This is a genomic window from Thiothrix litoralis, from assembly GCF_017901135.1.
GTDB classification, from domain to species: domain Bacteria; phylum Pseudomonadota; class Gammaproteobacteria; order Thiotrichales; family Thiotrichaceae; genus Thiothrix; species Thiothrix litoralis.
The window spans coordinates 1,978,964-2,001,974 of the sequence record NZ_CP072801.1 but is presented as its reverse complement, the minus strand read 5'-3'; the positions used below and the strand labels follow the sequence as shown (position 1 = coordinate 2,001,974).

At 54.8% G+C, this 23,011-nt stretch carries 24 protein-coding genes and 1 tRNA gene; 13 read left to right on the top strand and 12 right to left on the bottom strand.

Annotated features, from left to right (window positions below):
* Positions 1-34 precede the first annotated feature (34 nt).
* From nadD to ppnP, 10 genes are read left to right on the top strand one after another with little or no spacing between them, the layout of a single operon-like run.
* Positions 35-670: a nicotinate-nucleotide adenylyltransferase gene (nadD, locus tag J9253_RS09715; RefSeq protein ID WP_210224385.1), complete on the top strand. Its 636-nt coding sequence runs from the start codon at positions 35-37 to the stop codon at positions 668-670.
* The gene (gene rsfS, locus J9253_RS09710; RefSeq protein WP_210224384.1) at positions 660-1,049 is read left to right on the top strand and encodes a ribosome silencing factor; all 390 of its coding nucleotides are present in this window, start codon (positions 660-662) and stop codon (positions 1,047-1,049) included. Before nadD ends, rsfS begins: the two co-directional genes overlap by 11 nt.
* Positions 1,050-1,523 (top strand): 23S rRNA (pseudouridine(1915)-N(3))-methyltransferase RlmH, encoded by a 474-nt coding sequence (gene rlmH, locus J9253_RS09705; RefSeq protein WP_210224383.1) that lies wholly within the window; start codon positions 1,050-1,052, stop codon positions 1,521-1,523.
* A complete protein-coding gene (locus tag J9253_RS09700; protein ID WP_210224382.1) occupies positions 1,524-2,123 on the top strand; it encodes a Maf family protein in 600 nt (199 codons plus the stop codon). It abuts the gene before it with no gap.
* 35 nt (positions 2,124-2,158) lie between these two features.
* Entirely contained in the window at positions 2,159-3,637 is a 1,479-nt protein-coding gene (gene rng / locus J9253_RS09695; protein ID WP_210224381.1) for a ribonuclease G, read from the top strand.
* On the top strand, positions 3,624-7,148 hold the full coding sequence (locus J9253_RS09690) for a YhdP family phospholipid transporter (protein ID WP_456121862.1): 3,525 nt from the start codon (positions 3,624-3,626) through the stop codon (positions 7,146-7,148). Before rng ends, J9253_RS09690 begins: the two co-directional genes overlap by 14 nt.
* Before the next feature lie 51 nt (positions 7,149-7,199).
* Positions 7,200-8,036 carry a carbon-nitrogen hydrolase family protein gene (locus tag J9253_RS09685; RefSeq protein ID WP_210224379.1) on the top strand — a complete coding sequence of 279 codons (837 nt, stop codon included), beginning with the start codon at positions 7,200-7,202 and terminating at the stop codon, positions 8,034-8,036.
* Positions 8,033-9,490 carry a metalloprotease TldD gene (gene tldD, locus J9253_RS09680; protein ID WP_210224378.1) on the top strand — a complete coding sequence of 486 codons (1,458 nt, stop codon included), beginning with the start codon at positions 8,033-8,035 and terminating at the stop codon, positions 9,488-9,490. The genes J9253_RS09685 and tldD overlap by 4 nt, the downstream gene beginning before the upstream one ends.
* Positions 9,491-9,501: 11 nt before the next feature.
* Positions 9,502-10,845, top strand: a complete 1,344-nt coding sequence (gene pmbA, locus J9253_RS09675) for a metalloprotease PmbA (RefSeq protein ID WP_210224377.1) — start codon at positions 9,502-9,504, stop codon at positions 10,843-10,845.
* Between the two features lie 29 nt (positions 10,846-10,874).
* Positions 10,875-11,186, top strand: a complete 312-nt coding sequence (gene ppnP / locus J9253_RS09670; RefSeq protein WP_028489109.1) for a pyrimidine/purine nucleoside phosphorylase — start codon at positions 10,875-10,877, stop codon at positions 11,184-11,186.
* 1 nt (position 11,187) lies between these two features.
* Here the strand turns inward: ppnP and purN are convergent, their stop codons facing one another.
* Both purN and purM read right to left on the bottom strand, forming a co-directional pair.
* Complete coding sequence (gene purN, locus J9253_RS09665; RefSeq protein ID WP_210224376.1) at positions 11,188-11,847, bottom strand: phosphoribosylglycinamide formyltransferase; 660 nt, start codon at positions 11,845-11,847, stop codon at positions 11,188-11,190.
* Positions 11,837-12,880, bottom strand: coding sequence for a phosphoribosylformylglycinamidine cyclo-ligase (purM, locus tag J9253_RS09660; protein ID WP_210224375.1), 1,044 nt, complete (start codon positions 12,878-12,880; stop codon positions 11,837-11,839). The genes purN and purM overlap by 11 nt, the downstream gene beginning before the upstream one ends.
* 138 nt (positions 12,881-13,018) lie before the next feature.
* Here purM and J9253_RS09655 point away from each other — a divergent pair.
* From J9253_RS09655 to J9253_RS09645, 3 genes are all read left to right on the top strand, one after another.
* Positions 13,019-13,106 (top strand) — tRNA-Ser (locus J9253_RS09655).
* 165 nt (positions 13,107-13,271) lie between these two features.
* Entirely contained in the window at positions 13,272-14,585 is a 1,314-nt protein-coding gene (locus J9253_RS09650) for a tyrosine-type recombinase/integrase (protein ID WP_210224374.1), read from the top strand.
* Positions 14,586-14,664: 79 nt separating this feature from the next.
* Positions 14,665-14,823: a hypothetical protein gene (locus J9253_RS09645; protein ID WP_210224373.1), complete on the top strand. Its 159-nt coding sequence runs from the start codon at positions 14,665-14,667 to the stop codon at positions 14,821-14,823.
* A 39-nt stretch (positions 14,824-14,862) separates the two neighbouring features.
* Here the strand turns inward: J9253_RS09645 and J9253_RS09640 are convergent, their stop codons facing one another.
* From J9253_RS09640 to atpD, 10 genes are all read right to left on the bottom strand, one after another.
* Positions 14,863-16,239, bottom strand: a complete 1,377-nt coding sequence (locus J9253_RS09640) for an ATP-binding protein (protein WP_210224372.1) — start codon at positions 16,237-16,239, stop codon at positions 14,863-14,865.
* A 109-nt stretch (positions 16,240-16,348) separates the two neighbouring features.
* Positions 16,349-17,230: a F0F1 ATP synthase subunit gamma gene (locus J9253_RS09635; protein ID WP_210224371.1), complete on the bottom strand. Its 882-nt coding sequence runs from the start codon at positions 17,228-17,230 to the stop codon at positions 16,349-16,351.
* Positions 17,227-18,651, bottom strand: coding sequence for an alternate F1F0 ATPase, F1 subunit alpha (locus J9253_RS09630; protein WP_210224370.1), 1,425 nt, complete (start codon positions 18,649-18,651; stop codon positions 17,227-17,229). The genes J9253_RS09635 and J9253_RS09630 overlap by 4 nt, the downstream gene beginning before the upstream one ends.
* Entirely contained in the window at positions 18,641-19,411 is a 771-nt protein-coding gene (locus tag J9253_RS09625; protein ID WP_210224369.1) for a F0F1 ATP synthase subunit delta, read from the bottom strand. The genes J9253_RS09630 and J9253_RS09625 overlap by 11 nt, the downstream gene beginning before the upstream one ends.
* A gap of 3 nt (positions 19,412-19,414) precedes the next feature.
* Positions 19,415-19,696, bottom strand: a complete 282-nt coding sequence (locus J9253_RS09620; protein WP_210224368.1) for a F0F1 ATP synthase subunit C — start codon at positions 19,694-19,696, stop codon at positions 19,415-19,417.
* Complete coding sequence (locus J9253_RS09615; RefSeq protein ID WP_210224367.1) at positions 19,689-20,372, bottom strand: F0F1 ATP synthase subunit A; 684 nt, start codon at positions 20,370-20,372, stop codon at positions 19,689-19,691. The genes J9253_RS09620 and J9253_RS09615 overlap by 8 nt, the downstream gene beginning before the upstream one ends.
* The gene (locus tag J9253_RS09610; protein WP_210224366.1) at positions 20,362-20,655 is read right to left on the bottom strand and encodes an N-ATPase subunit AtpR; all 294 of its coding nucleotides are present in this window, start codon (positions 20,653-20,655) and stop codon (positions 20,362-20,364) included. Before J9253_RS09610 ends, J9253_RS09615 begins: the two co-directional genes overlap by 11 nt.
* Positions 20,648-20,995 (bottom strand): AtpZ/AtpI family protein, encoded by a 348-nt coding sequence (locus J9253_RS09605; protein WP_210224365.1) that lies wholly within the window; start codon positions 20,993-20,995, stop codon positions 20,648-20,650. The genes J9253_RS09610 and J9253_RS09605 overlap by 8 nt, the downstream gene beginning before the upstream one ends.
* Before the next feature lie 10 nt (positions 20,996-21,005).
* Complete coding sequence (locus J9253_RS09600) at positions 21,006-21,407, bottom strand: F0F1 ATP synthase subunit epsilon (protein ID WP_210224364.1); 402 nt, start codon at positions 21,405-21,407, stop codon at positions 21,006-21,008.
* Positions 21,400-22,821, bottom strand: a complete 1,422-nt coding sequence (gene atpD, locus J9253_RS09595) for a F0F1 ATP synthase subunit beta (protein WP_210224363.1) — start codon at positions 22,819-22,821, stop codon at positions 21,400-21,402. The genes J9253_RS09600 and atpD overlap by 8 nt, the downstream gene beginning before the upstream one ends.
* Positions 22,822-23,011: the final 190 nt, after the last annotated feature.

Here is a 23,011-nt window from a genome sequence, read left to right as displayed (position 1 = left end):
TGCCAGTCTGCTGTCATGCTGTTATAATCGCGAGATGATTGGTATTCTTGGCGGCACATTTGACCCGGTTCATTACGCTCACTTGCGCACGGCACTGGAGGTGGCGGAGCATTTTGGCGTGGCTGACATGCGCCTGATTCCGGGGAATGTGCCACCGCATCGCCCGCAGCCGGTGGCTAGCCCGGCACAACGCTTGGCTATGCTGCAAATGGCGCTGGTTTCTGAGCCGCGTTTGCAGGCGGATGACCGTGAATTGCGGCGTGAAGGGCATTCTTACAGCATTGATACCTTGCAATCGTTCCGTGATGAAATGGGCACTGAGCGCCCGATTCTTTTTGCCTTGGGTGTTGATGCGTTCCTGCATTTTCAGCGCTGGCATCGTTGGGATGAAATTTTAGGGCTTGCGCATCTGGTCGTGGTGCACCGTCCGGGGTATAGTCTGCCCCCTGACGATTGGTATGAGCCTTATCTAAGCGCAAACCCCGCCGAGTTATGCACCACACCCGCAGGCAGGATTTACCTGTTACCCGTAACCGCACTGGATATTTCCGCAACACAGGTGCGTGAACGATTGAAACAGGGAAAATCCCCTCGATATTTGTTACCAGACAGCGTGCTGGATTCTATTCAACGACATCAACTTTACTGCGAAAAAATTAATGGAACTTGAGACACTTAAACAATTAGTCGTACAAACCCTGGATGATATGAAAGGCCAAGACATCAAGACGATTGATGTACGTGGCAAATCAGCCATTACCGATATGATGGTGATTGTTACGGGCAACTCTAACCGCCACGTGAAATCCCTCGCCGACTCGGTGGAGCTTGCTGTGAAACAGGCAGGTGTGCAACCGCTGGGCATCGAAGGCGATAACCAGTCTGACTGGGTGTTGCTGGATTTGAATGACATTATTTTGCACGTCATGCTCGCCAGCACCCGTGACTACTATAATCTGGAAAAGCTCTGGGAAGTGGGCGAAGGTCTGCCACAATTCCGCCCCGGCATGTTGGATGCTGCCACTGCTTCTGAAAACGAAGTCGACTAAGTGCGCATTCACTTGCTAGCGATTGGCACGAAAATGCCGGGGTGGGTGAACACTGGCACGGAAGAATATGCTAGTCGGATGCCACCCCAGTGCCAAGTGTTGATCCGCGAAATTGCCGCCGAGAAACGCACTAAGAACAGTGATTTGAACCGCATTCGTCAGAGTGAAGGTGAAAAATTGCTGGCCGCTATTCCTGATGGCAATCTGGTGGTTACGTTGGATGTGAAAGGCAAGCCGTGGTCTACCGAGCAGCTTTCCCAACAACTCGATAGCTGGATGATGTCTGGTCGTGATGTCAGCTTGCTGGTGGGGGGGCCGGAAGGTTTGTCGCCCGCCTGCCTGCAACGTGCCGAGCAAAGCTGGTCATTGTCACCCTTGACGTTCCCGCATCCGCTGGTGCGTATCGTGGTGGCGGAGCAATTGTTTCGTGCTTGGAGCATCCTCACCAACCACCCTTATCATCGGGGAGATTAAATGCAGGTTCATGCCCCGCAGTTTATTCTGGCATCTGCCTCGCCACGCCGTCGCGAACTCCTGACGCAGATCGGCCTGCACTTTGTGGTGCAAACGGCGGATGTGGATGAAACGCCGTTGCTAGGTGAAACGCCTGCCGCCTTGGTCGAACGTTTGGCTATCTTAAAAGCTGAAACCGTTTGGAATACCCGCAGGGACGTATTGAATACGCCCGTTTTACCCGTTCTCGGTTCTGACACCCTCGGCATTCTCAACGGCGAACTCTTGGTGAAACCGCGTGATGTTGAACATGCCCGGCAGATGTTGCGGCAAATGTCTGGTCAGCAGCACGAAATCCTGACCGCTGTGGCTCTGGCGACAACGGCAGGTGTACAGCTCGCGGTGAGCCGTAGTGTGGTCAAGTTCCGCACAATCACTGACCCTGAAATTCTGGCATACTGGGAAACCGGGGAACCACACGACAAAGCGGGTGCTTATGCCATTCAAGGGCTTGGCGCGGTTTTCGTCGAAAATTTGCAAGGTTCCTATTCCGGGGTAATGGGATTGCCTCTGTTTGAGACGGCGCAATTGCTGGCAGCAGCAGGCATCCACACATTATAGAAAAACAATTATCACAAATTACCACAGGCGGATTCATGAGCGCAGAACTGTTAATCAACGTTACCCCGCAAGAATCACGGGTTGCCTTGCTCGAAAATGGTTGTTTGCAGGAGGTTCTGATTGAGCGTACTTCCCGCAAAGGCATTGTCGGCAATATTTACAAAGGCAAGGTCTGCCGGGTATTACCGGGGATGGAAGCTGCTTTCATCGACATTGGTCTGGAAAAATCCGCTTTCCTACACGCGTCTGACCTGACACACCCGTCGCTCGAAGAGTTTCACGGCCATACGATTCCGCGCCCTACCGTACAAATCAGCGAACTGTTGTATGAAGGCAAAAAGTTGTTGGTGCAGGTCATCAAAGACCCACTGGGAACCAAAGGCGCACGCCTGACTACCCACGTTACTATACCCTCGCGCTTTCTGGTGTTGATGCCTGACAACAACAATGTGGGGGTATCGGGCAAAATTGAAGAGGGCGCCGAGCGGGAACGCTTGCGTGCCACCATCGAGCGGTTACGGGCTGAATTCGGCGATGAACAAGGCTATATCGTGCGCACGGCTGCGGAAGGCATTAGCGAAGACGACTTGCGCCGTGACATGAAGTTTTTGCGCAAACTCTGGGGGAGCATTTCCAAAACCTCGTTGGAATCACCCGCTCCTATGCTGGTGTATTCCGACTTGCCGCTGGTGTTGCGGGTATTGCGTGACATGGTGGGGGAAAAGATCAGCAAGGTCTTGATAGATTCCCGCGAAACAGCTACTAAAGTCATTGAATTCAGTGAGAAATACATTCCCGATTTGGCGGGCGTGATTGACCATTACCCTGGTGAGCGCCCGATCTTCGACCTGCACGGGGTTGAGGAGGAAATCCAGAAAGCCCTGCAACGCAAGGTGCCTCTAAAATCAGGCGGTTATGTCATCATTGATCAGACCGAAGCCATGACCACGATTGACGTGAATACCGGCGGTTTTGTCGGTAGCCGCAATCTGGAAGAAACCATTTTCCGCACCAATCTGGAAGCCGCGCAAACCATCGCCCGCCAACTGCGGCTGCGTAACTTGGGTGGCATTATCATTATCGACTTCATTGACATGCTGCAACATGACCACCGCCAACAGGTGTTGAAGTTGCTGGAAAAGTCACTGGAGCGTGATTACGCTAAAACCTATGTTTGCGATGTTTCCCCGCTGGGATTGGTGGAAATGACCCGCAAACGTACCCGCGAAAGTCTGGAACATATCCTGTGTCAGGCTTGTCCTTGTTGTAATGGTAACGGCTTTGTTAAAAGTGCGGAAACGGTGTGCTACGAAGCCTTCCGGGAAATCTTGCGGGCAGTGCGCCAGTTTGATGCCCGCGAATTACTGGTGCTGGCCTCGCAGGAAGTGGTGGATTTGTTATTGGATGAGGAATCCGACAGTCTGGCTGAGTTACAACAATTCGTGGGGATTCCGATCCGTTTACAGGTAGAAGCACTTTATACGCAGGAGCATTTCGACGTTGTACTTCTCTAGGAGGGCTGGTGGTTTTGTATTACGCCTCAGCTATCTACTACTAACGTTTTTCTTTCATTGGGCTATTTTTCTGGTTGCGCTAGTGGGTTTTGCGCAGCTCTGGTTGCCGATGGTCAACGACTACAAGGGCATTCTGGAGGCTGAATTGTCGGATTTCGTCGGCAATCAGATCAATATCGGGCAAATTCGGGTGGATAGTGACGGCGATGATTTGTTGTGGGTGATTGATAATCTGCAACTCACCGAGCCGTCGGGCGAATCCCCTATCTTTATCCGCCAACTGGCTTTGACGCTGGACTGGCGTGAAAGCTTGCGCACCCTGCGTTTACAACCCGCCGAGGTCAAGCTGGAAGGGGTGGAATTCATCCTGCGCCAAAAGGCCAATGAATTGCCGGATATTCAGGGCTTGCGCTTTCCATTGCCAGGGCAGAAAAACACTGTCTTGAATGTTGAACGCCAGTCGCCGATTCGCATCAGCATTAACAGTGGCTTTGTCTACTGGATGGACGTGGCTAACCACCGCACCTTATCACTCAGTGACCTGCAATTCATGGGCGAAATTTTGCCGCATGAAATCACCTTGCAGGCTGATGCCTTGTTCCCGCCTTCCATTGGCGATTCGCTGGCGCTGGATGCGGTGCTGCATCAGGTCAAAAAGCCAGATGGTTCGCCGCAATGGGATGGCAAGTTGCATACTCGTACCCAGATATTCAACCTCGCGGCGTTACCTTCCCCTTTAATCACGGCATACGGCGTGAAAGCGGGTGGCCTGAAACTGGATGCCACCATTGACGCGGAAGTCGGTAAACCCTTGCATATTAGCGGGGAAGGCGAGATTTCTCATCTGGGGTGGGACGGCAATGCGGATGTGCCCGCGTTGAAGGAAGTGAATGCCACGTTTGCCGCTGATAATGCAGGGGGTAAGGTTCAGGTTAACGTCAAGGATAGCGCCCTTCAGTTCCCCAAATGGTTTGAAAAAACCTTGCAGCTAGAGACGCTGGAAGCTGACCTGAACTGGCAGGTACAAGCCGACGGCTGGCACTGGCAAATGCCGCGTCTGATAGCCCGTAATGCTGATCTTGAGCTGACAGGTGCAGGCAAGCTGGCAATGCCCACTCACAAACCTGCTGACATCGACCTCACTATGCAGTTTGCTACCCGCCGCACGCTGGATAATGTACGGGATTACATTCCTGCCGTGGTTCCCGATAATACGGAAAAATGGCTGAAAACCGCGATCGTGCAGGGCTATGTTCCCAAGGGTGAATTTGTGTTGCGGGGGAATCCAGCAGATTTTCCGTTTCAGCAGCAATCGGGCTTGTTTGACATCCGTTTCGATATTGAAAAAGGGGTGCTGGCGTATTTGCCGGAATGGCCAGAAGCCCGCGAGGTTAAGGGTGAGTTGCGTTTCCACAATGCCGAGATGAATGCCACGGTACACAGTGCGCGGATGATGGCGCTGGCAGTAACGGGGGGCAGTGTGAGCATCCCTAATATGCATACCAAGGATAACCACCTATTGCTGGACTTGAACACCAAAGGGGATTTGCAGGCACACATGAATTACTTGCAGGATGCACCTATCGGGCGCAGCTTGCGTGATTTTATGCAGGTAGCACAGTTTTCCGGTGGTTCTGATTTGCACTTGAAACTGGATGTTCCCTTGAAAAAAGAGACGCTCGACAAGCAAGGTGTCGCGGTGGATGGGGTGGTCAGCTTGCACGACAACCGTTTTTCGATTCCCAATTATAACCAGCACTTTACCCAACTTAACGGTAAGGTGCACTTTGACCAGTATGGGGTTGATGTGGACGGCGCTAGTGGCGAATACCGTGAGCAGCCGGTTAAACTGTCTGCGAAGACCGATAAAGCCAAAGGGGTGATTAGTGTCGGCTTGCAACAGTCCAATGAACCAGGGGTTTTTCTGCCCGAAAATCTCGCGGGTTTGAAACAATATTTGCATGGCAAAGCCGCGATTGAGACCTCGCTGCAACTGCCTGCGTTCAATCATGGTCATGCTAACGCAGCTAGTAAGCTCAGTAGCCTGATGGTGCAGTCACGCAGCCAGTTACAAGGCGTGACGATTGCGTTGCCGCCACCGTTCGGCAAGACAGCAGCAGAATCACGTAATTTGACTGTGCAGCTTGAATTGCCCTTTGACTCCGCCAAACCTTGGCGTGTAGGGGTGGAGATGGGTAAGCAACTGGGCATTCTGGCGCGTTTGCCCCGTAGCGGTAAACAGCCCACTGCAATCGGCATCAGTCTGGGGGGTAAGCCTATTGGTTTGCCCAAGCGTGGCATTCACGTCGGTGGGGAATTGGCGGAACTGGATCTGTTGGCGTGGCAAGGCTTGGGCACGGCAAGCAGCGGAGGCCAACCAGCCTTTGCCTTACCCAACATTCAGGCGAATCTCAAGGTTGGCAATCTCAAGCTGGGGGCGCAGTCATTGGGTAAAGCCAGCATGAGTGCGGTGGCGGATACGTTATTGAAAGCTCATGTACGTGCTGATAAGTTGCAAGTTAACCTGCATTTGCCCTTGAATGCACCTGCCAGTGGACGGGTCAACCTTGACCTGAACGGTATTGATCTCGACCAGATTGGTGATCATCTGCCAACATCTGGGAAAATGGCTGGTAAGGGTCTATTCCCCCGCGACTTCCCGTCGATGCGCATTACCTGTCGGAACTGCCGTAAAAGTGATTTGCCACTTGAGCAACTGACCCTCAGCTTGAATAAAGTTCGTGATGAAATGCATATCGACAAGCTGGAAGTGCGTTCCCCGTTACTGGCGCTGTCTTCTTCTAGTGGTCGCTGGTATACGGCGGCTGATGGTACTTCCCATACTACTATCAGCGCGACAGCCACTATTCCTGAGCCCGGCAAACTGTTGGCGCAACCGGGTGAGGAAGCCATGCTGGAAGGCGGGCATTTGCAGGCAGAGGCTAAGCTACATTGGGCGGGTGCACCGTTCAGTTTTGCCTTGCCTAACCTGAATGGGGAAATTCATGCCAGTCTCGGCCAAGGCAGCCTGAGCGGGGTCGACCCCGGTGTGGGGCGTTTGCTGGGCTTGCTGGATGTTGAACATTTGCCCGGACGCTTGTCGCTGGATTTTCGTGACATAACCAGCAAAGGGGTGGCCTTTGATGCCATTACCGGTAGTTTTCAACTGAATCAAGGCGTGTTGCAAACCACCGATACAGTTATTGAAGCGGCTGCGATGATTGCTGGTATTCAGGGCAAGGTCGATCTTGCCCGTAAAACGCTTGACCAGACGCTGACGGTTATACCCAATCTGCGTTCTGCTTTGCCGGTAGTCGGGGCTGCGGTTGGTGGAATAGGCGGCGGTGCAGCCATGTTGTTGCTGAATTCCCTCACTGAGAAAAAGGCGGCCGACAAGTTGAAGGCTGGCGGTGGCTGGCGCTACCAAGTAACAGGAGCGTGGGAAAAGCCAGAAATTGTCGAATTAAAACTACCTTTCAAAAAGACGGATGTTGATGTTTTAGCGCATTGAACAGACAATGACATCACCGATATAAACGCACAAGTAAGGGGAGACATTCGCATGGCGCTAATCGCAGCACTACAAATGGCAGCAGGTCCAAACGTTCCGGCCAACCTGATGGAAGCGGGGCGTTTGATCAAGGAGGCAGCAGAGCGCGGCGCAGGTTTGGTCGTGTTGCCGGAAACCTTTGCCATGATGGGTGCGGATGAAGCCGACAGGGTGAAAATTGCCGAACCTTTTGGGAATGGCCCTATCCAGACGTTCGTCAGCCAGCAAGCCAGCAAGTACGGAGTATGGATTGTAGCGGGCACTATCCCGATCTGTTCTGAAGACCCGGCAAAGTCATACGCAGCTTCGATCCTGTACGATGACAAAGGCAAGGTTGTGGCACGTTACGACAAAATTCACCTGTTCGATGTCGAGTTAAGCGAAAATCAGGAAGTTTATACCGAAAGCGATACCACGATGCCGGGCAACAAACCCGTGGTGGTGGATACCCCGTTTGGAAAACTGGGGTTGTCGGTCTGTTATGACTTGCGCTTCCCCGAACTCTACCGACGTTTGTCGGAACAAGGGGCGCAAATTCTGGTGATACCAGCGGCATTCACAGAACTGACGGGTAAAGCCCATTGGGAAGTACTGATCCGTGCCCGCGCCATCGAAAACCTCTGCTACGTCATAGCACCCGGTCAAGGTGGCTACCATGTCAGCGGGCGCACCACTTACGGTCACAGCATGATCGTGGATTACTGGGGGCGGGTACGCGATGTCCGCGAAAAAGGCGCAGGCGTAGTACTGGCGGACATTGACCTTGATGCACTGGAACAAACCCGAAAAACATTTCCAGTGCTGTCACACCGCTGCACCACTCAAACGATTACCAAAGGAACATCATGAATAGTAAAAATCAGTCATACGAGGCCGCCCGTGAAGCTTTTTTCACCCCAACGGGCTTAAGTGAACAACACCTAGAACAGGTGTTTAGCCAGTTGTTAACCCAAGACACTACCTTGGCAGATGTGTATTTCCAGTCAGCCCGTTACGAGTCCTGGGGGCTGGAAGAAAGCATTATCAAGAGCGGCAGTTACAGCATCGAACAGGGTGTTGGGGTGCGTTCGGTTTGTGGTGAGCAAACCGGGTTTGCTTACAGCGGTGAAATTACCCTGCCTGCCTTGCTGGAATCGGCCAAGGCGGCACGCGCCATTACCCGCGCCGGGCAATCCGGCTCGGTGAATGCGTGGAAAATCAGCGCTCCGCAACGCCAACTGTATGGGATGGATGACCCGCTGGCGTCGTTGTCCGAAGACGACAAGATCAGCTTTTTGCGCCAGATTGACAGCATTGCCCGTGCGGCAAGCCCTTATGTGCAGCAAGTCATGGCCAATATGGTGGCGGTGCATGAAATCATTCTGGTGGTGGATGAAACCGGGCGCATGACTGCCGATGTCCGCCCGCTGGTACGCGCCAATGTGTCTGTGATTGTTGAGCGTAATGGGCAAACCGAAAGTGCTACCGCAGGCGGTGGTGGGCGTTTCAGCCTCGACTTTTTCACTCATGGCAACAAGGCGCAGGAATACGCTGAAGAAGCGGTACGCAAGGCGCTGATCAATCTGGATGCCGAAGCAGCCCCCGCTGGCAGCATGACCGTGGTGCTGGGTAACGGCTGGCCGGGTGTGCTGTTGCACGAAGCGATTGGTCACGGGCTGGAAGGCGATTTCAACCGCAAAGGCACTTCCGCCTTTGCCGGGCGCATCGGTGAACAGGTTGCGGCCAAAGGCATTACCGTGGTGGACGATGGCACGCTGGAACAGCGCCGTGGTTCCCTGAGTGTGGATGACGAAGGCACGCAAACCCAATGCACTACCCTGATTGAAGACGGTATCCTCAAAGGTTACTTGTTCGACCGCCAGAATGCAGCGCTGATGGGTACGCAATCCACTGGCAACGGGCGGCGTCAATCTTACGCGCACCTGCCGATGCCGCGTATGACCAATACCTATATGCGGGCAGGCGCATACGATCCGGCTGAAATCATTGCTTCGGTGGAGAAAGGCATTTATGCCGTGAACTTCTCCGGTGGGCAGGTGGATATTACTTCTGGCAAGTTCGTGTTTTCAGCTTCCGAAGCCTACCAGATCGAAAACGGTAAGCTCGGCAAGCCGCTGAAAAATGCTACCTTGATCGGCAATGGCCCGGATGTGTTGACCCGTGTCAGCATGGTGGGCAAGGACTTGCAACTCGATACCGGGATTGGTGTTTGCGGCAAAGATGGGCAAAGCGTTCCCGTCGGCGTGGGTCAACCTACCCTCAGAATTGACGGTATCACCGTCGGCGGCACTGCGACAGCATAAGGACAAGAATCATGATTGAATTGGAAAACCGTTTTGACATTGCTACCGAATTTCAGGCAATGGCAGAGCGCGTATTGGAAGCGGCACAAGCCAAGGGCGCAACCGCCGCAGAACTGGATCTCGACAAAGGCATGGGTCTGTCGGTGGAAGTGCGTATGGGGCAGGTGGATAAATTGCAATACCACCGCGACCAAGGCATTAACCTGACGGTGTATTTCGGGCATTGCAAAGGCTATGCCTCCACGGGTGATTTCTCGCCGCAAGCGCTGGAAGACACGCTTGAGGCGGCTTGCCGGATTGCGCGTTATACCTCCGAAGACGATTTCAATGGGTTGGCGGATGCCGATCGTATGGCTAGCTATTTGCCTAAGCTGGACTTGTATCACCCGTGGGAATTGGATGCGGATAGAGCCATCGAAATGGCGCTCCAGACCGAGGCCGTTGCCCGCGAACACGATGCCCGCATTACTAATAGCGAAGGTGCTGGCGTTGACAGCTATGCGGGGATGAGCTTGTATGCTAACTCGCACGGCTTCATGGGCATTAACCATGCCACGCGCCATTCCCTGAGCTGTTCCGTGGTGGCGCAGGATGGGGCGTCGATGCAGCGTGATTACTGGTACAGCGTCTCGCGTGTGCCGGGTTTGCTGGAATCAGCGGATAGTGTGGGGGCGGAAGCAGCGCAGCGTACCGTGCGGCGTTTAAATGCCCGTTCCTTGTCTACCCGTGAAGCGCCGGTCTTGTTTGTGCCGCAAATGGCGCGTGGGCTGGTGGGGCAATTGATTTCTGCCATCAGTGGCAGTTCCCAGTACCGTAAAGCCAGCTTTTTGCTGAACTCGCTGGGGCAGCAAGCTTTCCCGGATTTTGTGCAATTGCGTGAAGACCCTTTCATTCGTCAAGCCTTGGGTAGCCGTTCCTATGATGCGGAAGGTGTCGCGACACAGGCGCGTGACATTGTGAAGGATGGTGTGATTCAGGATTATTTCCTAGGCAGCTACAGCGCTCGCAAGCTGGGGATGCAAAGCACCGGCAGCGCAAGTGGTGCAACCAATTTGTTGTTGGCGGATACCGGGGTGAGTTTCCCCGGCCTGTTGGCAGCGATGGGTACGGGTTTGATGGTTACGGAGCTGATCGGCAACGGTATCAACGGCATTACCGGCGATTATTCGCGCGGTGCGGTGGGTTACTGGGTCGAAAACGGCATGATTGTCCACCCGGTTGAAGAAGTGACCATTGCGGGTAACTTGAAAGACATGTTCAAAGGCATTGTGGCGATCGGCGATGATGTGGATGAGCGTGGCAGTATTCGCACGGGTTCGATTTTGATTGATAAGATGACTATTGCAGGGCAATAGTTTACCCCCTCATTTTAGAAAGGAAGTGTATGAGTCAGTTTGAGAATGTCAGCGTTAGCAAGACAGCGAATGTGTATTTCGATGGCAAGTGTGTCAGCCACACCGTGACGCTGGCGGATGGGACGCGCAAAAGTGTTGGGGTGATTTTGCCATCCACCTTGAAATTCAATACCGGTGCGCCGGAGATCATGGAATTGCTGCAAGGCCGTTGCAAGGTGCGTCTGGCGGGGAACGACGCCTGGGTAGAATACGCAGGCGGTCAGTCTTTCGAGGTGGGTGCTAACTCATCCTTCGACATTGAGACGTTGGAAGATTTGCACTACGTTTGCCATTTCGGCTGATTTATTCGCCGCTGAGATGCTGGATGGGGCGTGTTAACGCGTTTCCGTCCAGCATTGCCTGATTGCCTTCCAGTTTTAGCCTGCCTTCCACGAACCATTTCACCACTTGTGGGTAAATGACGTGTTCCTGTGTTTGTACCCGTTCTGCGAGACTAGTTTCGGAATCACTCGGTAATACCGGTACTTTGGCTTGGATGATGACCGGGCCGCCGTCCAGTTCAGGGGTGACGAAATGGACGCTGACGCCGTGTTCATTGCTACCATCTTCCAGCACTCGCCGATGGGTGTGGATGCCTTTATACATGGGCAACAGGGAAGGGTGGATATTCAGCATTCGCCCGTGGTAATGGCGCACAAACGCCGGGGTGAGGATGCGCATGAAGCCCGCCAGCACTACCAGATTAGGCTTGAAGCTGTCAATCTGTTGCTGCAAGGTGTCATCGAAGCCTTCACGGTTGGCGAAAGCGGTATGATCAACGACTGCGGTGGGAATGCCTGCCTCAGCCGCGCGTTGCAAGCCGTAGACATCGGGGCGGTTACTGATGACCGCCGCGATACGGGCTTGCAAGCGACCTGTCTGGATGGCCTTGAGGATGGCTTGCAGGTTGCTGCCGCTGCCGGAAATCAGGACTACCAGCGTTGGCAGGGGTTTATACGCCATATTCGACAAAAGGTGCATCGCTCTCGGAAGCATCCATCGTGCCGATTTCCCATGCCTTGATGTTTTCTAGGCGGCAAGTACTGATAATCTCTTCGGATTTATCGGCGGGCACGACCAGAATCATACCAATGCCGCAGTTGAAGGTACGTAGCATTTCATCATCGGATACCTGACCTTTTTCCTGTAACCAGCCGAAGATTTCTGGGCGCTGCCAGCTACTGAGGCTGATTTTGGCTTTGGTGCGGGCAGGTAGTACCCGTGGCAGGTTTTCGGTGATGCCGCCGCCAGTGATGTGCGCTACTGCGTGCAGGTTGTAACGGCGCATCAGGCCGAGTATGGCTTTGACGTAAATGCGGGTAGGTTCCAGCAGGGTACGCCCCAGTGTGCTGTCACCGAACGGCTCGTCCAGCGACGCGCCACTGACTTCAATGATTTTGCGGATCAGTGAGTAGCCGTTGGAATGTGGGCCGGTGGAGGCCAAGCCAATCAGCACGTCGTTGCGGTGTACGCGGGAATTATCCAGAATATTGTCACGCTCGACCACGCCGACGCAGAAACCTGCCAGATCGAAATCATCGCCGTGGTACATGCCGGGCATTTCTGCGGTTTCACCGCCGGAAAGTGCCGCGCCTGCTTGTACGCAGCCTTCGGCAATGCCGCTGATGACTTGTTCGGCGACAGCCACATCCAGCTTGCCGGTGGCGTAGTAGTCGAGGAAAAATAGGGGTTCTGCACCGCTGACGATAATGTCATTCACGCACATGGCCACGAGGTCGATGCCGATACTGTCGTAAATGCCAGTATCAATCGCCAGTTTCAGCTTAGTGCCTACGCCATCCGTACCAGAGACCAGTACTGGGTTTTTGTAATGCGAAGGGATCGACATGAGTGCGCCGAAGCCACCCAGTCCACTCAGCATTTCAGGGCGTCTAGTGCGCTGGGCAAGGGGTTTGATACGTTCAACCAGATTGTTGCCTGCATCAATATCAACACCAGCATCACGGTAGGTTAGGGAAGGTTTGCTTGAATCCATTAAGCCTGTCTCTGTTAGGGCAGTCATAAAGGCGGGATTCTATCATAGCCACCCCAAGGCTGACAGACAGAAAGGTAAACCTTTATCTGAAAAAAGACTGGAAATGCAGTTGAGTTTTACGTAACATACGCATCCTTCGGAGAGCTGGCAGAGTGGTCGAATGCGGCGGTCTTGAAAACCGTTGAGGGTTAAACCTCCGGGGGTTCGAATCCCTCGCTCTCCGCCATTACCTTGTATCATGATGCGTCATGGTGCTTCAACAAGCCCTTACAGGCCGCAATCTGTAAGGGCTTTGTTGTGTCAGCTTGTATCAGGATGGTGCATAACAGCCCATCAAAATGTTTGTATTATTGTTGGTATCCTTACCTGACACCCAAGGGGATACCAACAAATGACCGCAAACCAAGACGCCAAGCCATGCAAGCGCAAACTTACTGATTCACTGGTGAGGGTTGCCAAACCCTACAAAGACGGCAAGACGCGCAACTATTCAGATGGTGGTGGAATGTATTTACACGTCATAACCACCGGGAAATTCTGGCGCTACAACTACCGTTTCCCAAAACAGAAAACTTTATCTATCGGCAAATACCCGGAAATCTCCTTAAGGCAGGCACGGGAACGGCACGAAGAGGCACGGGCGCTGCTGGCGCGTGGCATTGATCCTTCTACCTACAAGCGAGAACTACAGACAACCAAAGCTGAAAGTTCTGCTAACAGCTTTGAGGTAGTAGCGCGGGAATGGTTTATCAGTCATCTTTCGCACAAGTCACAGACCCACCAAACCCGCACCGTTAGCTATTTGGAGCGGGATGTATTCCCCTTCATTGGTAAGCGACCCATAGCAGACCTGAAACCCCGCGAACTGATAACCGTGATTGAACGCATCCAAAAGCGGATAACACACGACACCCACTTACGGGTATTAGGCACAATTGGGCAGATATGCCGCTATGCCATCGCCACAGGCAGGGCAGAACTAGACCCGACCCCAAGTCTTAAGGGATTGTTCAAGCCGGGGGAAGAAGAACGCAAAATGCCAGCTATCACCGATCCGCACGAAGTAGGGCGGCTATTACGGGTTATCGACAATTACCACGGCAACTTTTACACGGTATGCGCTTTGAAACTGTCTGCACTGGTGATGCTAAGGCCGGGCGAATTGATAGAAGCCGAATGGTCAGAAATCAACTTTGAAACCAGTACATGGGAAATTGAAGTAAGGCGGATGAAAGCCCCTACTCACATCAAGCAGGCCAACAACCCGAAGAATAAGCACATCATCCCGTTATCCAGCCAAGCCATGGCAATCTTTGAAGAACTCAGGGCGCTATCAGGTGGCAAGCGTTACGTATTCCAAGGGATCCCCACCAACCGCGATAACCCGATGAATCGCGCAACAGTGAACATGGCCTTACGGCGTTTGGGGTTCAAAGGGCAGATGACCGCACACGGCTTTAGGGGCATGGCATCCAGCCTGCTGAATTCCATGTTTGTGAATGGCCTGAAACGCTGGGATTCATCATTGATAGAGCAACAGCTAAACCATAAGGAAAAGGACGTGATTAAGGCCGCCTACGACCGCCAAGACTGCCCCGTATACGTGGAGGTAAGGCGCGAAATGCTGCAAGCGTGGGCAGACTACCTAGACGAACTGAGGGCAGGCGGGCAGGTTATCCCCTTCAAAACCAAAGCAGGTAAGTAGCTGGGCAGGGATACCCTTACAAGCCATCTCCTTATTGTCATGTCCCATGGGACATGACATTTAGATAAATACCCTCTGATTGTGGTATTTTAGCTACTGTTGCACCCTCAAGTTCAGTTTTCTGGATGCCGAACTTACCCGCTATGTCGGATGTGATGTAAAACGGATACATGAAGGCGGGCAAGCCTTGGTAGAACTGGGTTTGCTGGAGCATATCGAAAAAGGCGCATTATTATGATCCTTTGCCGATATTCATGTTGATATGCCATAACCAAGGCTACGCCATTCCCACAACCACCGCCCCCAACCGTTCCACCAAATACAACGGCAACGACACCAGTTTGTAACTAACGTCCTTCCGCTGATTATCGCTGTTCACCACCGCATTGACGGTACTAATCGCAGGCAAACCCGCATCAAATCGCACCGCAAACGGTGCTTGTTTCTCTGCCATAAATTGGTGTAGTGATTTCATGCTGCCACTTGCACCCGCTTTGACTTCAACCGGAATAATCTGCCCTTCCAGCGCCACCACGTAATCCAGTTCGGCATTGGCGGAGCGGCCTTCGCGCAGCCAGTAAGTCAATTCCCGATTGGGTGATTCTGCCAGCAATGCCTGTAGGTGTTGCCCCACAAACTGCTCGGCAATCGCCCCTTCGTTCACCAACTTGAGGTCATCGAATTGGGACAGCGTGCGCCAATTGAGGCCGCAAATGGCATTCATCAGGCCGACATCCAGAAACAGCAGCTTGTAAACCTTTTCCTCAAGACTGGCTTGTAGCGGTAGTCCTGAACAATGGCTGTGAATAACCTTACTGATCACCCGCGCCATGCACAGCAATTCCAGGTCTTTTTTGAGGGTGGCACTCTGATCTTCACGGGAGATATTGCTGTATTTGACTTTTACGCCCACGTTACGGGCGGTGAAGTTGAATACATCCAGCATTCGATTATGGTCACGGTTTTTGCCGTATTTGGGGAAATCTTCACGGTAGGTTTCGATAATCGAGTTATGGACTTCACTCACTGGCTGGTAGCTGCGCGTTTCCGCAAACGCCGCCACTGCTTCAGGCATTCCACCCACGAAATAGTAGCTGCGCAACAGTTGCAACAGCCGTTGGTGTACTACCTCACCGATCTCGTCACCCGGTTGATATTCCGTCACCACGTGATACAGCTTATCTTCACCCAATGCCCGCAAGAATTCTGAAAACGTCATCGGCCCCATGTGCAGGTATTGAACCCTACCCACCGGCATCGAAAATTGGTGTGCCGATAACACAAACTCCAGCAGTGAACCTGCACACACGACGGGCAATTGTGGGCGGTCTTCGTAGAAGTAACGCAGGGCAGGGATAGCCTCCGGCACAGCCTGAATCTCATCGAGAAACAGCAATGTCGATTCATCGACGGCAGGCATACGCGGCAAGGCTTCAATTTGTTGCAGGATTTTTTCCGGGTCATTACTGGCAAAGGTGTTTGCCAAGGCGGGGTAGCGTTCCAGATTGGCCGTCATCAGGGTCATGCCTTGCTGTGCGGCGAACAACTGCACCAATGTAGATTTGCCGACTTGCCGCGCACCCCGGATGATCAGGGGTTTACGATTTTTGTTGTGTAACCAGCGGGTCAGAAATGGTAGCTGTTGACGTTGCATGAAGACTTGCCCATTCAAGTGAACGAGCCTTCACTATAGCACAATCATACAGTGATTATGATTTTAGGGGTGTCTTTTCATACAGTGACTATGATTTTAGGGGTATGTTTTACGCAGGATTACCAAACCCCGCGATGACATCAAACAATTCCGCATCAATACTGTCCTGCCGCTGCTGGTGGTAGCTCTGCGTCAAATTTTCCAGCATTTCACCGATGTTTTTATCTGCCCGCTGCATCGCTGCCAGACGGCTGGCATTTTCGCTCGCCAGCGATTCGGCGCACGCCCGGTATAGCGACACAAACAGGTATTCGCGGATCAGCGCCCACAGCGTTTGCTGGCTGGAACCCAACGTTTCCGGCAGCTTGTGGGTTTGCCAGGGTTGTGCCAGCAAGTGGTTTTGCCATTGTGCATCCAGTGGCAACAGGCGTTGACTGATCGGCTCATATTGACCCGCGACAGCGCCAGGACGGTTGTGGAACAAGTACAAATGGCTGAGCTTGCCGTGTTCATGCGCCGCTTCGGTTGCCAGCAGCAATTGCCCGATCAGCGCGGTAATCGCATTCACCGAATTCGGTACATTGAACAGCCCCGCCAGCGGCAAACCGGCGTCTTGCAAGCGGTCACGCATTCGCTCGCCCACTGCCCACACCTGCTTGTCACCCGGTAAATCGGTCAGGGCATGAGTGACAAATTCCACCAGCAAGTCGTTGAATTGCCCGACCAGTCCCTGATCAGAGCCGAACACAATCACCCCCGTCATCCGCGCCGCCTTGGGGCGGGTGAAGGTGGTCGGCAGTTGCAGGTCAGGCTGGCGCAAACAAGCCACCAGCCCCAGTTCGACGGTGTGGAAATACACCTCCAGCGCGTGGACGGCGCGTTCATACTGGCTGATATTGGCGGCGGACAGCGCCTTCATGGTGCGTACCACCGCCTGAAGATCGCCCGCCCCGTCGATCCGATGCCGCAGGGTTTCGCCGCTGTCGCTCATGTGGCTGGCTCGAAACCGGCGCTGGCATACAGTGCTTGCTCGGCGGCGGGCATTTTTTCCAGCGGCACTTCGTCAAACTTGCCATCGCTCAGGGCTTGCAGCAGGCTGATTTGCGCGTCGACCGGCACGGGTTGGTGTTCACCCTGTTGCAAACAGGCGCGGATGCGCTGCCCGTGTGTCAGCACTTTGCGGGTGTCATCATCCAGCCGCGTGCCGAAACGGGCAAAGTTTTCCAGCTCTTCAAACTGCGCGTAGGCCAGCTTGAGGCTGCCCGCAACCTTGCGGTAATCCTCGCGTTGCGCCTTGCTGCCGACCCGCGATACCGAGCGCCCCACGTCCACCGCCGGTAGTACGCCCAGTTCAAACAGCTTGGGCGAGAGGTAAATCTGTCCGTCGGTGATCGAAATCAGGTTGGTGGGAATGTAGGCGGCCATGTTCTGCGCTTCGGTTTCAATCACCGGCAAAGCAGTCAGCGAACCGCCGCCGTGTTCCGGGCGCAAGTGCGTGGCGCGTTCCAGCAGGCGCGAATGGATGTAGAAAATGTCGCCCGGAAACGCTTCCCGACCGGGCGGGCGGCGCAACAGCAAGGAGAGTTCGCGGTAAGCACGCGCATGGTTGGTGAGGTCGTCGTACACAATCAGCACGTCGCGGCCTTGCTGCATGAAATATTCGGCAATGCTGGTAGCCGCGTAGGGCGCGATATAACTCAGCCCCGGCGGGTCATTGCCTTCGGTGACAATCACGGTGGTGTAGGCCATTGCGCCGTGTTTGCGCAGGCTGGCAATCACTTTCGCTACCGCTGAGGCGCGTTGCCCAATGGCGCAATACACACACAGCACGTTCTGGTCATGCTGGTTGAGGATGGTGTCGACCGCAATGGTGGTCTTGCCGGTCTGACGATCGCCGAGGATCAGTTCGCGTTGCCCGCGCCCGATCGGCACCAGCGCGTCAATCACCTTGATGCCAGTCTGCAACGGCACAGTGACCGGGGCCCGCTGCATGATCGGCGCGGCGGGGCGTTCAATCGGCAAGCGTTGGGTAACGCTCAGCGCACCCTTTTCATCCAGCGCCTCGCCCAGCGGGTTGATGACGCGCCCGATCAGCGCATCGCCGACGGGCACATCCATGACCCTGCCGGTGCGTTCCACTTCATCCCCGGCTTGCAAATGCCAGTAATTGCCCAGCAAGACCACGCCGATGTCGGTTTCGGTCAGCTCGAAGGCGATGCCGTACAAGCCGCCGGGGAATTTCACCAGTTCTTCGTAACCCACATTCGGCAAGCCCGTGACTTTGGCAATGCCGGTGGCGACGCTGCTGACGCGCCCGATTTCGCGGGCTTGCAAGGGTGGGGTGAAGGTTTCGCGGGCTTGGTGGAGGGCGTGAAAGGCTTGGTCGAGGGTGGTTTGCAGGCTAGCTGTCATCGGTTTTTTCCTCCACCTTGCTGTCCAGTAAGCCGGTAATGCTTTCTTCCAGCCCGCCCAGATATTCGGCGATACTCCAGCCCAGCTTGTGGCCGCCGCTGATCAGTTCAATCCCGCTCACCAGTTCCGGCTCCGTCTCGAACTGGAGCGGTGCTTTGATGGAGAGCGCCTCCTGCACCGCCTTTGTCAGCGTGGCTTGTTCGGCTTCCGGGAGCGGAAAGGCGCTGCGGATCAGCACTGCGCCATCCGGGGTGGATAACGGCGCTTTTTCCGCCTCACCCAATGCCTGCAAGCGTTGGATAAACACCGCGACTATGCGTGTTTCCAGCCCGCTATCCGCCAGTTCCGTCAAAGCTTTGCGGGTAATGGCGAACACTTCCTGATGGGTGCGGGTGGCAATGCTGGCGCTGAGGTTTTGCTGTTCCTTGCGCACGGCTTCCTGCCATTGGGTGCGTAAAGCGGCGGCTTCGGTACGGGCTTCTTCGAGCAACTGGCTGCGGGCGGTTTGGGCTTCGGCGCGGGCTTTTTGCAGCATCGCGGCGTGTTGTTCCTCGAAATGCGCGTTGTTGTACTCGAATTCCTCACGTTCCAGTGCCGCTGCGGCTTTGTCTTTTTTCACCTCCTCCAACTGGCTGGCAAGGCGTTGCTCGCGGGCGTCGATGGCATCCAGCACCGGTTGGTAGAGGAAATGTTTCAGCAGCCACATCAGGATCAGGAAATTGATCACCTGTGCGCCGACCGTGAACCAATCAATTAGCACGGTTTAACCTCCGGCTGCCTTGGCGATGGCATGGTTCCAGAACGGGTTGGCGAAGATCAGGATCATCGACACCACGAAACAGTAAATCGCCACCGATTCGATCATTGCCAGCCCCACGAACAGGGTACGGGTAATGGTGGGGGCGGCATCCGGTTGTTGTGCCAGAGAGGTCAGCGCCGTGGCGACCGCGCGGCCTTCGCCGAGTGCCGGGCCAATGCCGCCGATGGAAATCGTCATCCCGGCGGTGATGATCGAGGCAATGGCAATCAGGGTCATGCTATCCATGTGTTTTCCTTGTTTCTTTGCGGGTGGCAGCCGCGATATAAACCGTGGCGAGGATACTGAAAATATAGGCTTGCACCATGCCCGTCAGTAAGTCGAGCATCTTCATCAGAATGGGAAAAAACAGCGGTGTAATGGTCAGCAAAATAGCGATAATCATCCCGCCGCTCATGACATTGCCGAACAGGCGGATGGCTAGCGCGAGCGTGCGCGAAATTTCGCTGATGATATTGAACGGCAGCATCACCACCGTCGGCTGCAAATAGGAACGCAAATAGTCCGTCACACCTTTTTCCCGGATGCCGAACAGTGGTACGGCGGCAAATACGCAAATGGCCAACGCGGTGGTGGTCGACAGCGAGCCGGTCGGTGGCTCGTAACCGGGCACAATCGCCATCAGATTCGACACCACGATGAACAGGAACAGCGTGCCGATGAAGGCAATGTATTTGCGCGACTCAAGCAAACCCACTTCTTCGATCTGTGTTTTGATGCCCAGCACGATCACTTCCAGCGCATTCTGCCAGCGCGAAAGGTGAACGTCGTTGCTGATACGACGGGTAATCAGCCATGCGCCCACGCTCAGTACCAGCATTAACCCCCAAGTGGTGACAATGGTGAGGTTGAGTTTGGCGAAACCGTATTGCCAGAAAATCAGCTCGTCGGAACTAAGGTGCATGGCTGCGCTCCTGCGAGGATAACGGTGTCGGGGTGAAACGGATTAACAGCATCCGTGCCAGCACGAAACCGACCAAGGCGGCCAGCAAGCGTCGCCAGTCTCCTGCGCCCACCGCATAAAATCCGCCCAGCGCCATACCAGTACGCAACAGGAAACTGCCGAGAAACCACAAGGCAGGGTTGTTGGCGATGCTTCCCTTGCGCACTGTCCACCACAGCCCGCCAAAGAAAAACAGGCCGAGCGCGATGCCGGTCAGTAGTGGCATTAACAGACTTTCAAGCATGTTTATCCTCCTCTTTGTCGTCGTGTATTGCCCGCTGTTCCTTGCTTATCCAGTAATAGACATTCACACAGCCGATGACCAAGCCGACGATCAGCAGGTTCAGTGTCCAGGTGTATTTGCCGGGGCAGCAGCCATCCAGCCATATGCCCGTGAACAGTCCGATGAGTACTGGCACGGCTACTGACCAGCCGACGATGCCCATGACTCCCAGCCCCAGCCACACAGGCTGCTTCCCCTCGCGCTGTGCCTTGAGTTTGCGCTCTGCTTTTGTGCCTATCTTGCGCAGGAAAGCGGTGTTCTGGTCAGGGTTTGGAATAGGGTTTTGCTCAGTGGGTTGCATAGTCGTACCCTCAGGGTTGCTGGAGGCCAGCGAAGCGGCGCACGAAGCCACTTTCCAGCTTTGCGAGCGCGGTGCGGACTTCGCGTTCGCGCTCGTCCAGATTCAGGAATTCGTCTTTCACGGCAGCGTAGAGCTGGTCAAGGTTTGCGCCGCCTTGGGCATTGCGCACTGACACCCGCACTGCGTTGCCTGTTTTCACCAGTATGCCCTGATCTACGGCAATGTAAACCTCGCCGTCCGCTTCAGTGGTGTAAGTGAGGATGCCAGGTTCGAGTGCCGCTACGCAATCCAGCCGCTGGGGGAGCAGGCCGAAGGAGCCGTCGGGGGTTTCCGCCACGATGCTGGTGACCCCGGTGTTGTCGGCGAAGACGGCGAAGGGTAGGAGGATTTGCAGGTGCATCAGGTCAGGCATCGGCAGCCTCTGGTTCTGGCTTTTTCGCCTCACTAATCGCACCGATCATGTACAGCGCACTTTCGGGGTAATCCTTGAATTCGTCGTTGAGGATGCGTTCGCAACCGCTGAGCGCGTCTTCGAGGCTGACGCTTTTGCCCTCCATGCCGCTGAATTGTCCGGTGGTGTAGAACGGTTGGGTGAGGAAGCGTTCCAGCCGCCGGGCGCGGAACACGGCGTTGCGGTCGTCTTGCGAAAGTTGTTCGAGGCCGAGCATGGCGATGATGTCTTTGAGGTCTTCGTATTGCGCGAGGGTGCTGCGCACGGCTTGCGCCAGATGGTAGTGGCGTTCGCCGACGATGCCGGGGGTGAGCATTTTTGAGGCTGATTGCAGCGGGTCGACCGCTGGGTATAAGCCTTCGCTGGCACGTTTGCGCGACAATACGATGGAGGCGGACAGGTGCGAAAAGGTATGCACTGCCGCCGGGTCGGTGAAATCATCCGCAGGCACGTACACCGCCTGGATCGAGGTGATTGCCCCGGCGTCGGTGTTGGCAATGCGTTCTTCCAGTTGCGCCAATTCTGTTCCCAGGGTGGGCTGGTAGCCGAGGCGCGAAGGCATTTGCCCCATCAGCCCGGAAATTTCCGCCCCGGCTTGGATGAAGCGGAAAATATTGTCGATCAGCAGCAGTACGTCGCGGTGTTTGTCGTCGCGGAAATATTCCGCCATCGTCAGCGCCGCATGACCGATGCGGAACCGGCTGCCGGGTAGTTCGTTCATTTGTCCGAACAGCATCACCATGTTGGGCAGCACTCCGGCGCTCTTCATGTCGCGGTAGAGTTCCTCGCCTTCGCGGCAACGTTCGCCGATGCCGCAAAACAGGCTGACGCCGTTGTGATGCCCAACCATGTTGTGGATCATTTCGGTGAGCAACACGGTTTTGCCCACGCCCGCGCCGCCGAACAGCCCGGCCTTGCCACCGCGTTCCAGCGGAACCAGTACGTCGATGACCTTGATGCCGGTGGTAAAGACTTCGGATTGGGTGGAACGGCTGGACAGTGGTGGCGGGGTGCGGTGTACCGAGCGCCATTCCACGTTTTCCGGGGGCGGTAGCTGGTCGATGGGCTTGCCGAATACGTCGAACATGCGCGAGAGGATGCTGTCGCCAACCGGTACTTGCAACGGTGCGCCGGTGTCTTCCACTACCATGCCGCGTGCCAGCCCTTGGGTCGGGGTGAGGGCGATGGCGCGTACTTTCTGCTCGTCGAGCTGGGTGAGAACTTCGAGGGCGATGTGCTGGTTGTCGCCCGTGCGCAGCAGGGTACGGATGGGGGGCAGGGTGTGCGGGAAGCAGATGTCGACGATGCTGCCGTGGACGGCGGTGATGTTGCCGGTGTTGGGGGGAGGAATCGTTCCGTTCGGGGGCAGGTTCATGAGGCGTCCTTGAAAGACTGGTGGGATGCGTGATGTAATCTGATACGTTATGCTTGTTGGCATGAATCCGCAATCGGAGGTTATCAGTAATCGCGTAAAACCTCGTCCTTCAGGGCGGGGATATAAGCGTTTTCGGCTTTCTCTGATGAAACGTCGTCCACCCAGTGGTTTTTTGCCGTCATGCCGCTAC

Bases quoted from the DNA above. Each gene is read 5' to 3' on its own strand.
- nadD (WP_210224385.1), top strand. From the start codon at position 35: ATGATTGGTATTCTTGGCGGCACATTTGACCCGGTTCATTACGCTCAC.
- rsfS (WP_210224384.1), top strand. From the start codon at position 660: ATGGAACTTGAGACACTTAAACAATTAGTCGTACAAACCCTGGATGAT.
- J9253_RS09700 (WP_210224382.1), top strand. From the start codon at position 1,524: ATGCAGGTTCATGCCCCGCAGTTTATTCTGGCATCTGCCTCGCCACGC.
- rng (WP_210224381.1), top strand. From the start codon at position 2,159: ATGAGCGCAGAACTGTTAATCAACGTTACCCCGCAAGAATCACGGGTT.
- J9253_RS09685 (WP_210224379.1), top strand. From the start codon at position 7,200: ATGGCGCTAATCGCAGCACTACAAATGGCAGCAGGTCCAAACGTTCCG.
- tldD (WP_210224378.1), top strand. From the start codon at position 8,033: ATGAATAGTAAAAATCAGTCATACGAGGCCGCCCGTGAAGCTTTTTTC.
- pmbA (WP_210224377.1), top strand. From the start codon at position 9,502: ATGATTGAATTGGAAAACCGTTTTGACATTGCTACCGAATTTCAGGCA.
- ppnP (WP_028489109.1), top strand. From the start codon at position 10,875: ATGAGTCAGTTTGAGAATGTCAGCGTTAGCAAGACAGCGAATGTGTAT.
- purN (WP_210224376.1), bottom strand. From the start codon at position 11,847: ATGGCGTATAAACCCCTGCCAACGCTGGTAGTCCTGATTTCCGGCAGC.
- purM (WP_210224375.1), bottom strand. From the start codon at position 12,880: ATGGATTCAAGCAAACCTTCCCTAACCTACCGTGATGCTGGTGTTGAT.
- J9253_RS09650 (WP_210224374.1), top strand. From the start codon at position 13,272: ATGACCGCAAACCAAGACGCCAAGCCATGCAAGCGCAAACTTACTGAT.
- J9253_RS09640 (WP_210224372.1), bottom strand. From the start codon at position 16,239: ATGCAACGTCAACAGCTACCATTTCTGACCCGCTGGTTACACAACAAA.
- J9253_RS09635 (WP_210224371.1), bottom strand. From the start codon at position 17,230: ATGAGCGACAGCGGCGAAACCCTGCGGCATCGGATCGACGGGGCGGGC.
- J9253_RS09630 (WP_210224370.1), bottom strand. From the start codon at position 18,651: ATGACAGCTAGCCTGCAAACCACCCTCGACCAAGCCTTTCACGCCCTC.
- J9253_RS09620 (WP_210224368.1), bottom strand. From the start codon at position 19,696: ATGGATAGCATGACCCTGATTGCCATTGCCTCGATCATCACCGCCGGG.
- J9253_RS09615 (WP_210224367.1), bottom strand. From the start codon at position 20,372: ATGCACCTTAGTTCCGACGAGCTGATTTTCTGGCAATACGGTTTCGCC.
- J9253_RS09610 (WP_210224366.1), bottom strand. From the start codon at position 20,655: ATGCTTGAAAGTCTGTTAATGCCACTACTGACCGGCATCGCGCTCGGC.
- J9253_RS09605 (WP_210224365.1), bottom strand. From the start codon at position 20,995: ATGCAACCCACTGAGCAAAACCCTATTCCAAACCCTGACCAGAACACC.
- J9253_RS09600 (WP_210224364.1), bottom strand. From the start codon at position 21,407: ATGCCTGACCTGATGCACCTGCAAATCCTCCTACCCTTCGCCGTCTTC.
- atpD (WP_210224363.1), bottom strand. From the start codon at position 22,821: ATGAACCTGCCCCCGAACGGAACGATTCCTCCCCCCAACACCGGCAAC.